Source organism: Noviherbaspirillum soli, assembly GCF_015352955.1.
GTDB lineage: Bacteria > Pseudomonadota > Gammaproteobacteria > Burkholderiales > Burkholderiaceae_D > Noviherbaspirillum_A > Noviherbaspirillum_A soli.
Window position 1 is genome coordinate 40,095 of sequence record NZ_JACYOX010000037.1, and the last position, 11,680, is coordinate 51,774.

The following is an 11,680-nucleotide window of genomic DNA, read 5'->3' on the forward strand; positions in this document are numbered from 1 at the left end:
GTCGCCGCCGGGCGTGCCGGCCCGGCGGCGGCTCAGGCGCCCAGGGCCTCGAGCTGCCTGGCCGTTTCCGGCGCGCCCATCGTCAGGGCCAGGTCCCGGGCGCTCAGGCCCTTGGCATTGCGCGCATGCGGATCGCCGCCGTGGGCCAGCATCAGTTCCAGCATCGCGGTGCGGTTGAACATGGCCGCCATCATCAGCGCGGTGCGGCCGTCCGGCGCGGCGCCGTCCACCTTGGCGCCGCTGGCCAGCAGCAGTTCGGCGATCTCGCGGTAATCCTTGAAGACTGCCGCCGCCAGGGGCAGCTGGCCATTGTCGTTGTAGATCTCGGTGTCGGCGCCATGCTGCAGCAGCACGCGGGCGGCCTCGAGATGGCCGTGATAGCAGGCCAGCATCAGCAGCGTGTCGCCCTTCTCGTTGCGCAGGTTGGCCGGCACGCCCAGGGCCAGCAAACGCGCCAGCGTGGCGGCGTCGCCGGAGCGGGCGTAGTCGAACATTTCCTTCAGGTGCTGGCGCAATTGGGCCTGGCGCTCGGCGTCGGGTTGCTGGTCTGACATGGGAATCCCGTGAGGTCGATGGCGCGCTGTGAGCGCGGCGGATCTGGATTAATATACCGTCTTGAAATTTCCCCTCCATGCATTTCCGCAATGACTGACACTTCCCCCGATTTGCCCGCGTCCGACGACGACGCCAAGATTGAAGAGCCGCGCCTGTGGCGCGACAACGGCTGGACCGCGCGCGTGATCAAGAACGAGGACGACGACGGCTGGGCGGTGGCCATGATCAAGGATGGCGAAGCCGAGCCGGCGCTGGTCGGCCCCTGGACCATGGGCCGCGACAAGAAAAACCCCAAGCCGCTCGATGCATCCGCCTTCGGCACCCTGGTCAAGACCGCGTCCGAGGTGCTGCGCCGGCATGAGCAGCAGCTGCACGCGATGCTGCACAAGAGCCTGTTCGTCAATGCCGAGGCCGGCCGCATCGAGGTCATCCTCGATATCGTGCCCGACGAGGACGACCCGTATGCGCTGCTGTCGGCGCGCGATGAATACGGCGAGCAGCTGGCCGAAGTGCGGGTGGCGCCCAACTTCAAGCTCAGCCCGTCCAGCGCCGCCGCCTGGATCGAAGGCGGCTTCCGCCGCCCGAACTAGATTCCACCGCACCTTCCCTGCCTGCCTTGAACGACCCGTCCACACCGCGCCGCTACACGGTGGCCGTGCGCGCGCTGTGCGAGTTCACCGCCAAGGCGGGCGACCTCGACCTGCGCTTCACGCCCTCGCCCACCGCGCTGGAAGGCATCGCCGGCCATGCGGTGGTGGCGTCGCGGCGGCCGGCGCCCTATGAAGCCGAGGTCAGCCTGTCGGGCCAGTTCGGCCAGCTGCTGGTGCGCGGCCGCGCCGACGGCTACGACCCGGCGGCGAACCGGGTGGACGAGGTCAAGACCTATCGCGGCGAACTGGCGGCCATGCCGGACAACCACCGGCATCTGCACTGGGCGCAGGTGCGCATCTATGGCTGGCTGCTGTGCCAGGAACGCGGGCTGGAGAGCATCGAACTGGCGCTGGTGTATTTCGACATCGGCAGCCAGCGCGAGACCGTGCTCGTCGAAACCCGCGACGCCGCCTGGCTGCGGGCGCATTTCGAAGACCACTGCCGGCGCTTCGAGGCCTGGGCAGAACAGGAACTGGCGCACCGCGCCGCACGCGACGCGGCGCTGTCGGCGCTCACATTTCCGCATGCCGAATTCCGCCCCGGCCAGCGCCACCTGGCGACCTCGGTCTACCGCACCGCCCGCGACGGTGGCTGCCTGATGGCGCAGGCGCCGACCGGCATCGGCAAGACGGTGGGCACGCTGTTCCCGCTGCTCAAGGCCTGTCCCGGCCAGGCGCTGGACAAGGTGTTCTTCCTGGCCGCCAAGACCTCGGGGCGGGCGCTGGCGCTGGACGCGCTGGAACAGATCGGCGCCGCCGCGCCCGCCGCCCGGCCGCTGCGCACACTCGAACTGGTGGCGCGCGACAAGGCCTGCGTGCATCCGGACAAGGCCTGCCACGGCGCGTCCTGCCCGCTGGCGCAGGGTTTCTACGACCGCCTGCCGGCCGCCCGCAGCGCCGCGCTCGAGGCCGGCACGCTGGACCAGGACCGCCTGCGCACGGCGGCGCTGGCGCACCAGGTATGCCCCTATTACCTCGGCATGGAACTGGCGCGCTGGGCCGACGTGGTGATCGGCGACTACAACTACTACTTCGACCTGTCGGCGATGCTGCACGGCCTGACGCTGGCCAACCAGTGGCGGGTGGCGGTGCTGGTGGACGAGGCGCACAACATGGTCGAGCGCTCGCGCAGGATGTATAGCGCCGAGCTGGACCAGCACAGCCTGGCCGCCATGCGCCGCGACGCGCCGGCGCTGCTGAAGAAGCCGCTGGACAAGCTCAACCGCCAGTGGAATGCGCTGTGGCGCGACCAGGAGGACAGCTACGCCGTGCACGAGACGCTGCCGGACGGCTTCGTCAATGCGCTGCAGCAGGCCACCAGCGCCATGACCGACTACCTGGCCGAGCACCCGACTGAAGTCCATGGCGCGCTGCAGGACTTCTATTTCGACGCGCTGCACTTCGGCCGCATTGCCGAACTGTTCGGGCCGCACTCGCTGTTCGACGTGACGCTGGACGCCGGCCGTGGACAAAAAACCGGCGCCCGCCTCTGCCTGCGCAACATCGTGCCGGCGCCTTTCGTGCGGCCGCGCCTGAAGCTGGCGCGCGCCACGGTGATGTTTTCCGCCACGCTCAATCCGCGGCCCTTCTATGCCGACATGCTCGGCCTGCCGGAAGAGACCGCCTGGATCGATGTCGAATCGCCGTTCGAGGCCAGCCAGCTGGCGGTGCGGGTGGCGAGCCACATCTCCACCCGCTACCGTCAGCGGGAACAGTCGCTGGCGCCGATCGCCGACCTGATCGCGGCGCAGTATGCGCGCCAGCCGGGCAACTACCTGGCCTTCTTCAGCAGCTTCGATTACCTGCGTCAGGTGGCGGCGCTGATGGCCGAACGGCATCCCGGCATTCCGTTCTGGGAGCAGTCGCGCGGCATGGAGGAAAGCGCGCGCACCGCTTTCCTGGGCCGCTTCACCGCCGATAGCGCCGGCGTCGGTTTCGCGGTGCTGGGCGGCGCCTTCGGCGAAGGCATCGACCTGCCGGGCCGGCGGCTGATCGGCGCCTTCATCGCCACCCTGGGCCTGCCGCAGATCAACCCGGTCAACGAGCAGATGCGCGAGCGCATGCAGCAGACCTTCGGCGCCGGCTACGACTACACCTACCTGTATCCCGGCCTGCAGAAGGTGGTGCAGGCGGCCGGCAGGGTGATACGCACCCGCGCCGATTCCGGCGTGGTGTACCTGATCGACGATCGCTACGCCAGGAACGAGGTGCGGCGCTTGCTGCCTGACTGGTGGGACGTGCGCCGCGCCACGTCCGCCTCATAGAAAGACATCATGCAAAACACTTCACTCACCGGCCGCGAGCTGCTGGCCGCCCTGGGCATCGTCGTCATCTGGGGCACCAACTTCATCGCGATGAAGGTCGGCCTGCGCAGCTTCACGCCGTTCCAGCTGGGCGCGGCGCGCTACCTGCTGGCGATACTGCCGCTGATCTTCCTGGTGCCGGCGCCGCGGGTGCACTGGAAATGGCTGCTGCTGTATGGCCTGTGCCAGGGCGTGGGCCAGTTCGGCCTGGTGTTCCTGTCGCTGAAGATCGGCATGACGGCGGCGCTGGCCTCGGTGCTGCTGCAGACCCAGCTGTTCTTTACCGCCTTGCTGAGCTTTTTCGTGCTGGCCGAAAAACCCGGCCGGCCGCTGCTGGCCGGCCTGGCGCTGGCGGCGCTGGGCCTGTGCTGCTTCGCGATGAATTACCTGCTGCCGGCGGCCGGCGCGGCGGCGGCCACCACGGCGCTGGGCTTTGCGCTGTGCCTGGGCGGCGCGTCGATGTGGGCCGCCTCCAACATCGTGGTGCGCCTGGCGCAGCGCGCCGCGCCTGGGTTTGCGCCGCTCAGTTTCCTGGTCTGGTGCAGCGCGGTGCCGGTGCTGCCCTTCATCGCGCTGTCGCTGCTGTTCGACGCGCCCGGCAGCCGCTGGCAGTGGACCGGCGCGCCCTGGCAGGGCTGGGTGGCGGTGGCCTACCTGGGCTGGGTGGCGACGATCTTCGCCTACAGCATGTGGACCGGCCTGATCCAGCGCCACGGCGCCAACCGGATCGCGCCATTCAGCCTGGGCGTGCCGGTGGTGGGCATCGCCAGCGGCATGCTGGTGCTGGGGGAAAGCGTGACGGCCTGGCAGTGGGCCGGCATTGCGCTGATCGTCGCCGCGCTGGCCTGCGTGCTGCTGGGCAGCCGGCCGCGCGCCGTGGCGGTTGCTAGCCAGCGGCGATGAAGCGCTCGCGCATCAGCTGGAGTTGACTGGCCGAGATCAGGTGGCCGTTGGCGGCGGCCCTGGCGAGCCACATCATGCCGAGGTTGTCGTCGCGCACCACGCCGTTGCCTTCCAGGTAGCAGCGGGCCAGCCAGTGCATCGCATCGGCATGGTCCTGCCGCGCCGCCAGTTCCAGCCAGGCGATCGCGCCGCGCGGCTTGCCATTGGCCAGGAAGATGAGCGCGAGGTCGTTCTGGGCGGCGGCGTCGCCGCGGTCTGCCAGCTTCAGCAGCGCGAAATCGCCGGCATCCAGCGGCATGGCGATATGCGGCTTGATGGAATCCAGGTGCACCATGGACTTGCCATTGCCGCCCTCCACTTCCTTCTTCACCGAGCCATCGGCAAACCGCCGCCAGAAGGTACGCTCGCTCCATTCGGTCAGGGTGATGGCTGCTGCAAGGCTGATCAGTTCCACGATGCTTCTTTCTCTCTGGCGCCAGGTCCTGGCGGGTAGACGGCCGGTGCCAGCAGCGGCTGGCAGAGCCCGCAACGGTGCCAAACCGGGTGGCACAGCGTTTCTGCCCGCCATTTTTTCATGCGCACCGTCCAAAAACCAAGGTTTTCCGAGTTTTCTCTAAAGAAACGTTGCTGGCACGCATGTTGCTCTACAGAAATCAGCTTCAACAGATTTCGGTAGTGTGTCGTTTTACTTCTTATTTCTTTCTTTTTTCGGGACGGACAACATGAAATTCGCTCAATACAAAAAGCAGGCTCAGCAAGGTTTTACCCTGATCGAACTGATGATCGTGGTTGCGATTATTGGTATTTTGGCGGCTGTGGCTATTCCGGCGTATCAAAACTACACGCTGAAAGCACGTTATTCGGAAGTGGTTGCTGCTACTAGCCCGTACAAAACTGCAATCGATCTTTGCTCGCAAAACGGAGATTGCGTAAGCGGTGCCAACTTTTCTTCGCTTGTTGTGACCGCTGGTGTTCCTGATGCTACGACCCTTACTGCTGGCATTCCAGGCATCGCATCTAGCGGCACTGTTTTCAACCCAGCTGGCGTTACCCTGGCAACTGCAACTAACGTTGCAACGCTGACTCTGGCACCGAACGCTGTAAGCGGTATTGCTGCTGCTGACACGTACATCCTGACTGGCACCCGTGGCGCAGATGGTAAAGTTATCTGGGCAGTGGCAAGCACCTCCGGCTGCCTGACCCGAAGCGGTGGAAAGATCTGCTAATAACCCTTTAGCTTAGTGCTTTCAATAAATGCCGCTTTTTAGACAAAAGCGGCATTTACAATTTTTAGGTCGGAGATAAAAAGCGCCTTCAAAAAGGCGCTTTTTATTTGATTATTTCGGATGGCTTTCATATTCGGGTTCAAATATCATCATTACACAAAGCGCGTTATGGCTAACTAGCCCATAAAGTGTTCAACCATCACATGCTACGCATGGTCTGTTCTGCTCAGCCTAGTAGCCTAGTAGGGTGGAATACCCCGAAGGGGCATTCCACCAATCGTCGATCACGACAAAGTTTGAACTGTACCCATTGTTCAGCCGCCCACGGTGCAATGCCCTGCGGGTATTGCACCCTACGACCGCATGCTGGTGACACGCTTCCCTGAAGAACTCGTAGCCTGGGTGGAGCGCAGCGCAACCCGGGCCATGCATCGCTGAAGCCAGCGACTGTGCCCGTCAAATGGAAAAGGCAAGGCCCGGGAATTGGCCGGGTAGGCGCGGGATCGGTGTCTTGTGCAATCGGTGCAATCCCGGGTTGCGCTGCGCTCCACCCAGGCTACGGCTTCTACGTCTTCCATAGCCCTGCCTTGGTCGACGAAAGGTGGAATGCTCCCTTAGAATATTCCACCATACCAATGCATGCCGGGTCACACGCTTTCTCAAAGACCAAATAAAAAGCGCCCTCAAGAGAGGGCGCTTCGCATGTCTGGCCAGCTGACTGCTTACCGCCGCCCGATCATCATCCCCAGCAATACGCCCACGCCCGCCGAGATCGCCACCGCGCGCCATGGGTTGTCCTTGACGAAGCTGTCGGCGGTGTCGACCACTTCCTTGCTGGTGTCCAGCGCGACCGACTGCAGGTCCTGCGCCTTGACCAGCGCAGTGTCCAGCAGTTCCAGGCCGCGCTCGCGCAGGTCGTCGGCCTTCATGCCGGTGGACGAGGTCGCCTCGCGGAACAGGTCCTGGGCGTCGCGCAGCAGCGAGCGCAGATCTGTCCTGACTGTCTTCAGATTGTTTTCCAACATGGTGGTACCCCCAAGGCTAGGTGAAGTATGCGCAGGCGGCTCTGACGGCGGTTTGACGCGGGCCGGCGGCCGCTGCGTAAGGCGTGCTGCAGGTTACAAAAAAGTGGCAATTTTTGCAAGTCTGCAAGGCCTTGCGGATGCACGGATGCATGGCGCATCCGGTGCTTCCTGAGCAAGAATAAGGCGGCTTGCGAAGAAAAGCGGTGCGCTATCGAACACTGCGCCGGGAGCGCAACCAGGGCAAACGCATCAGCGCATCAGCGAACCCGTGCGGCTGACCACGGTCAGGTCCACGAAACGGGAGCCGACATGGTTGGTCGGCGAGAAATTGAGCGGATAGCCGCCCAGATTGATCTGTCCCAGTCCTTCCAGCGCCTGCCGGACCGAGGCGCGGGTGGGCGAATTGCCGGCCTTCTTCAGCGCCATCACCAGCACCCGCGCATTCATATAGCCTTCCATCGTCGTATAGGAGTATGGCGTGCCCTTGGCATAGGCCTTCATCGCCGCCTGGTAATCGGCCACCAGCGGCAGCGTGGCGCTGTACGGGAACGGCATCACCTGGGAAATGCCCAGGCCCTGGAGCGCGGTCGGGCTCACCACCTTGGACAGGCCTTCCACATTCGCCGTGGACAGGCCGAACAGGTAGGCGCGGCCGCCGGCGGCGTGGAACTGCTTGATGAATTCCGCGGCCGGCGGTGTGATCGCCACCAGGATCACGGTGTCGGGCTGGCTTTCCACCACGTCCTTCACCGCATCGCGCACATCGGTGGTGTGCTGCTGATACGTCGCGCGCGCCACCAGCGCCAGGTTGCGTTTCTTGACCGCGTCTTCGGCGGCGCGCAGGCCCGCTTCGCCGAAGGGATTGTCTTCATACACCACGGCGATGCGCTTGGTGCCGAGCCCGGCAACATGGCGCACGATAGCGTCGACTTCCTCGATATAGCTGGCGCGAAGGTGGAAGATGCTGGGGTTCATCGGCTCGCGCAGCAGCTTGGCGCCGGTCGACACGCCGACGATGGACAGCGGCGTGTTGTCGAACAGGCCCTGCTTGAACAGTTCGGTGACATTGTCGGTGCCGTAAAAGCCGGTCAGCGCCACCACCCGCGGGTCGGCGATGAATTCCTTGGCGTTGCGCACCGTGCCTTCGATCTGGTAACCGTCGTCCTTCACCACATGGACGATCTTGTGGCCGTTGACGCCGCCCTCGGTGGCATTGACATGATCGAAATAGATCTTGGCGCCCAGCGCGAGGCCGCGACCGGCGCCGCCGGCTTCGCCTGTCAGCGGCGCCGACTGCGCCACCACGATGTCGGCATGCGCCTGTGAAGCCAGCGCAAAGGCAAGACCCAGCAACAGGGACGAACAGGCTTTTAATCGCACGGCGGCTCTCCTAGAACGCAACGGTGCGACTATTTAACCAGAGAGATTTATATTTATCCAGAGAAATTGTTTCTTTAGAGAACCACTTACAACGCCGATGGCGAAACCGCCTTGCCGCGGTAGGCGATCCGGTACCAGAAGCGGCCTATCCATTCATGCAGCGCATAGTGGCTGTCCCTCAGCGCGCCGGCATTCGGGATGAAATCGGCCGGATGCAGCGCGCCCTGTGCGATGTAATTGGTGGGCGCGGCTGTCACCTCCAGCCCTGCCTGTTCGAAGATTTGCTGCGAACGTGGCATGTGCAGCGCATCGGTCACCAGCAGCACGCGGGATATTCTTGCCTGTTGCAACAGCGCGGCCGAGAACCGGGCGTTCTGGGCGGTGTTATCCGATTCTTCTTCCATCCACCGCACACTGACCTGGAAATCCTCGCGCAGTACCCGCGCCATCAATGCGGCCTCGGATTCCACCGCGCCCTCCGGCCGGCCGCCGCTGACCAGCAGAGGCAGGCCCGTCTGGCGCTGCAGGCGGGCCGCATAGCGCAACCGAGCCAGCGCACTGGGGTACGGCACATCCTGGCCGCCATATTCGGGGGCATTGCGGCGGCGTCCGCCGCCCAGCACGACGATGGCCTGGGCATCGGCGGCTTGCGCCAGGTCCAGCGCCGGAATGCGATTTTCCAGGGGCCGTGCCAGCAGGCGCACGCCGGCATGGGTCGACAGCCCGACCAGCAACGCCAGCGACAGCAGCGCCACCCCGCCTCCCAGCCGCGGCCAGCGCCGGCGCAGCAGCACGCCCACCGCGCACAGCAGCAGCAGGTTCAGGGGCGGCAGCAGCAATGCGCTGACCGCGTTGACCAGCAGCCAGGCGCTGCTCATTCGTTCATCTGGACCAGGGCGATCGAACGCAGCTGGAAGCGGCCATCGTTGTTGAACAGCCAGGACTCATGCATTTCCACCCTGCCGTTGCGCAGCAGGTGCGGCGCCGGCTTGGGGAATGGCGCACTGTTGCGCAGCGACGCCAGCGCCGTGGCCTCGGTGGCGCGGTCGTGGTTGCTGCGGGCGATCTCGCTGCGCACCAGGTTGCCGCCGGCGTCCACCGCATATTTCAGCACCACCACCGAGCGCAGCAGCGCCTGCGGACGCGTGGTGTAGACGCGGGTGGAATTGACCTGATAGATACGCTGCGCCAGGTCGGCCTTGTAGCTGTCGATGGTGGCGGCGGTGGACATGCCGTCGCGGGTGGTATCCACCGGCTCGACGCCATGGCGCAGCATGCCGGCCGTTTCCGCAGGCGGGCTATGGGCGCAGCCGGCCATCATGGCGGCAGCCAGCAGGAAGGAAAATCGGATAGCCATGATGAAAGTCTCCACGCAAGCCTGATTGATAATCGGCCAACGACCATTCTGGCTGAATCGCATGGGCGATGCAGCAGCAGACTGCGCGATCAACGATTTTTTTCAAAAATTTTTGCCTGGCACTGGTTTTTCAAAAAGACTTCCTGTAGACTTCGCCCCGCTTCAGACACAAGGCAACACGTCTGAATTCGATGCAGGATGCAAGCACCGGGGTGCTTAGCTCAGTTGGTAGAGCGGCGCCCTTACAAGGCGTAGGTCGGGAGTTCGAGCCTCTCAGCACCCACCAGGTTCAGCAGGCGGCATGCGAAGATTTCAGCAGTTTAGGAGTGGTAGTTCAGTTGGTTAGAATACCGGCCTGTCACGCCGGGGGTCGCGGGTTCGAGCCCCGTCCACTCCGCCAGTAGTACCAAATGCCCGCGCAAGCGGGCGTTTGCTTTTGTGCCGCCGGGCGTGGAAGTGCAAATAGCCGCCTTGGCGGTAAAGAATGCATGTTTCCCGTGAAACATCCACCTCCACTCGCCTGTGCGGCAGTATCAGCGAGCCATCAGTTGCCTGCAAGCCGCGTCGAAGCGACGGCGCGCGCCGCGGCCGGCTGGAGTGCGGCTGCCAGGCAGTCGCCTTCCATCACGTTCAACACCCGCCTGGGTATGCGCACGCCGCACCTGTCGATGGACAGCGTGGGCCGGGATAGCAGCGGACGTGTGTCGCCACTCATAGCGCCGGCTTGCTCCATGGAACGGATCTCATTCAGGGCGGCGACGGTGGCCCCCGTCAGCGATCCGCCGGGCTGGTTGGCGGGTTGTACTGCGGGCGCTTCGATGGTCAGCTTACCGTCCACGTAGACGATGGCGTAATTCTGGCTGGCATAGCCCCCGGGCAGGATGCGGTAGCTGCCCATTTCCACGGCGCCCTGGGCATTCCCGCCATAGCCAAGCTGGCCGCCCAGTACACCGACGTTCTCGCCGGCGACGAAGCCGGAGAAACTGACGCCGTTGCCGCCGCGGTATGCCTTGCCGTCGAATGTCTTGCTGTCGGGATTGGCGGCGACGGTCAGCGGCGCCCTGCCGATGCTGGCGGTCGTGACGACATTGCTGTCGGCCATGTAATTGCCGGCGTCGACGCCCGAAGCCGCAATGCCCGCGACAGTGACGGGCTTGCCGCTGCCCGCATTGCTGTCGGCGAAGCTGGCTTTGGCATAGCGCAGATCGAGCCTGTCGCCTTCGATGCGGTTGTCGCCGAGGGTGATGCTTGCATTGGTATTGCCGTCATAGACCTTGTCCACGCCTTGCGCACGAACGGCGAGCGGGCGCGGCCGGATGCTGGCGGTGGTCTTCACCGTCCCGGCAATGGTGTAGTTCGCCGCATCGTCGCCGGCCAGCGCCACGCCGCTCACCGTCACTTCCTTGTTCGTGGCCGCGGCCTTGTCGGCGAATGCCGCGCCCGACGCGCTTGCCGTCACCTTGTCGCCGGCCACCGTCCTGTTGAGCGTGCCGATGCCGTTGAGCGTGGCATCCTTGGTGCCGTCATATTCCCTGTCGTCCACCTTCGTGTCCGACAGCGTCAGCGCGCGCCTGGCGATGCTGGCGGTGGTCTTCACTGTCCCGGCGATGGTGTAGTTCGCCGCATCATCGCCGGCCAGTACCACGCCGCTCACCGTCACCTCCTTGTTCGTGGCCGCGGTTTTGTCGGCAAATGCCGCACCCGACGCGCTTGCCGTTACCTTGTCGCCGGCCACCGTCCTGTTGAGCGTGCCGATGCCATTGAGCGCGGCATTTGATGTGCCGTCATATTCCCTGTCGTCCACCTTCGTGTCCGACAGCGTCAGCGCGCGCCTGGTGATGCTGGCGGTGGTCTTGACCGTCCCGGCGATGGTGTAGTTCGCCGCATCGTCGCCGGCCAGCGCCACGCCGCTCACCGTCACCTCCTTGTTCGTGGCCGCGGCCTTGTCGGCGAATGCCGCGCCCGACGCGCTTGCCGTCACCTTGTCACCGGCCACCGTCCTGTTGAGCGTGCCGATGCCGTTGAGCGTGGCATCCTTGGTGCCGTCATATTCCCTGTCGTCCACCTTCGTGTCCGACAGCGTCAGCGCGCGCCTGGCGATGCTGGCGGTGGTCTTCACTGTCCCGGCGATGGTGTAGTTCGCCGCATCATCGCCGGCCAGTACCACGCCGCTCACCGTCACCTCCTTGTTCGTGGCCGCGGTTTTGTCGGCAAATGCCGCACCCGACGCGCTTGCCGTTACCTTGTCGCCGGCCACCGTCCTGTTGAGCGTGCCGATGCC

At 64.8% G+C, this 11,680-nt stretch carries 12 protein-coding genes and 2 tRNA genes; 6 read left to right on the plus strand and 8 right to left on the minus strand.

The features are described from left to right. Positions 1 to 32: 32 nt before the first annotated feature. On the minus strand, positions 33 to 554 hold the full coding sequence (locus tag IGW04_RS21055; RefSeq protein WP_194715068.1) for an ankyrin repeat domain-containing protein: 522 nt from the start codon (positions 552 to 554) through the stop codon (positions 33 to 35). A gap of 90 nt (positions 555 to 644) precedes the next feature. Between IGW04_RS21055 and IGW04_RS21060 the strand changes: the two genes are divergently transcribed. From IGW04_RS21060 to IGW04_RS21070, 3 genes are read left to right on the plus strand one after another with little or no spacing between them, the layout of a single operon-like run. Next, the gene (locus tag IGW04_RS21060; RefSeq protein WP_194715069.1) at positions 645 to 1,145 is read left to right on the plus strand and encodes a hypothetical protein; all 501 of its coding nucleotides are present in this window, start codon (positions 645 to 647) and stop codon (positions 1,143 to 1,145) included. Between the two features lie 26 nt (positions 1,146 to 1,171). Beyond that, the gene (locus IGW04_RS21065; protein ID WP_194715070.1) at positions 1,172 to 3,469 is read left to right on the plus strand and encodes an ATP-dependent DNA helicase; all 2,298 of its coding nucleotides are present in this window, start codon (positions 1,172 to 1,174) and stop codon (positions 3,467 to 3,469) included. A 9-nt stretch (positions 3,470 to 3,478) separates the two neighbouring features. Beyond that, entirely contained in the window at positions 3,479 to 4,411 is a 933-nt protein-coding gene (locus IGW04_RS21070) for an EamA family transporter (RefSeq protein ID WP_194715071.1), read from the plus strand. Here IGW04_RS21070 and IGW04_RS21075 read toward each other — a convergent pair. Together IGW04_RS21075 and IGW04_RS25895 are read right to left on the minus strand one after the other, a co-directional pair. Beyond that, on the minus strand, positions 4,395 to 4,865 hold the full coding sequence (locus IGW04_RS21075) for a tetratricopeptide repeat protein (protein ID WP_323744889.1): 471 nt from the start codon (positions 4,863 to 4,865) through the stop codon (positions 4,395 to 4,397). The genes IGW04_RS21070 and IGW04_RS21075 overlap by 17 nt on opposite strands. Next, on the minus strand, positions 4,856 to 5,074 hold the full coding sequence (locus tag IGW04_RS25895; protein ID WP_228527286.1) for a hypothetical protein: 219 nt from the start codon (positions 5,072 to 5,074) through the stop codon (positions 4,856 to 4,858). Before IGW04_RS25895 ends, IGW04_RS21075 begins: the two co-directional genes overlap by 10 nt. Positions 5,075 to 5,133: 59 nt before the next feature. Between IGW04_RS25895 and IGW04_RS21080 the strand changes: the two genes are divergently transcribed. Further along, a complete protein-coding gene (locus IGW04_RS21080) occupies positions 5,134 to 5,637 on the plus strand; it encodes a pilin (RefSeq protein WP_194715073.1) in 504 nt (167 codons plus the stop codon). 722 nt (positions 5,638 to 6,359) lie between these two features. On the opposite strand, the gene IGW04_RS21085 is transcribed toward IGW04_RS21080, so the two are convergent. The 4 genes from IGW04_RS21085 to IGW04_RS21100 form a co-directional block, all read right to left on the minus strand. Further along, entirely contained in the window at positions 6,360 to 6,662 is a 303-nt protein-coding gene (locus tag IGW04_RS21085; protein ID WP_194715074.1) for a DUF883 family protein, read from the minus strand. A 249-nt stretch (positions 6,663 to 6,911) separates the two neighbouring features. Then, a complete protein-coding gene (locus IGW04_RS21090) occupies positions 6,912 to 8,042 on the minus strand; it encodes an ABC transporter substrate-binding protein (protein ID WP_194715075.1) in 1,131 nt (376 codons plus the stop codon). Between the two features lie 86 nt (positions 8,043 to 8,128). Then, entirely contained in the window at positions 8,129 to 8,920 is a 792-nt protein-coding gene (locus IGW04_RS21095; protein WP_194715076.1) for a YdcF family protein, read from the minus strand. Continuing rightward, positions 8,917 to 9,399, minus strand: a complete 483-nt coding sequence (locus IGW04_RS21100; protein ID WP_194715077.1) for an energy transducer TonB family protein — start codon at positions 9,397 to 9,399, stop codon at positions 8,917 to 8,919. Before IGW04_RS21100 ends, IGW04_RS21095 begins: the two co-directional genes overlap by 4 nt. A gap of 210 nt (positions 9,400 to 9,609) precedes the next feature. On the opposite strand from IGW04_RS21100, the gene IGW04_RS21105 reads away from it, so the two are divergent. Both IGW04_RS21105 and IGW04_RS21110 read left to right on the plus strand, forming a co-directional pair. Further along, a tRNA-Val gene (locus tag IGW04_RS21105) sits at positions 9,610 to 9,685 on the plus strand. Positions 9,686 to 9,722: 37 nt separating this feature from the next. Next, positions 9,723 to 9,799, plus strand: a tRNA-Asp gene (locus tag IGW04_RS21110). Between the two features lie 144 nt (positions 9,800 to 9,943). Here the strand turns inward: IGW04_RS21110 and IGW04_RS21115 are convergent. Further along, the coding region (locus tag IGW04_RS21115; RefSeq protein ID WP_228527287.1) for a YDG domain-containing protein at positions 9,944 to 11,680 on the minus strand (1,737 nt) is incomplete at its 5' end.

Bases quoted from the DNA above. Each gene is read 5' to 3' on its own strand.
- IGW04_RS21055 (WP_194715068.1), bottom strand. From the start codon at position 554: ATGTCAGACCAGCAACCCGACGCCGAGCGCCAGGCCCAATTGCGCCAG.
- IGW04_RS21060 (WP_194715069.1), top strand. From the start codon at position 645: ATGACTGACACTTCCCCCGATTTGCCCGCGTCCGACGACGACGCCAAG.
- IGW04_RS21070 (WP_194715071.1), top strand. From the start codon at position 3,479: ATGCAAAACACTTCACTCACCGGCCGCGAGCTGCTGGCCGCCCTGGGC.
- IGW04_RS21080 (WP_194715073.1), top strand. From the start codon at position 5,134: ATGAAATTCGCTCAATACAAAAAGCAGGCTCAGCAAGGTTTTACCCTG.
- IGW04_RS21085 (WP_194715074.1), bottom strand. From the start codon at position 6,662: ATGTTGGAAAACAATCTGAAGACAGTCAGGACAGATCTGCGCTCGCTG.
- IGW04_RS21095 (WP_194715076.1), bottom strand. From the start codon at position 8,920: ATGAGCAGCGCCTGGCTGCTGGTCAACGCGGTCAGCGCATTGCTGCTG.
- IGW04_RS21100 (WP_194715077.1), bottom strand. From the start codon at position 9,399: ATGGCTATCCGATTTTCCTTCCTGCTGGCTGCCGCCATGATGGCCGGC.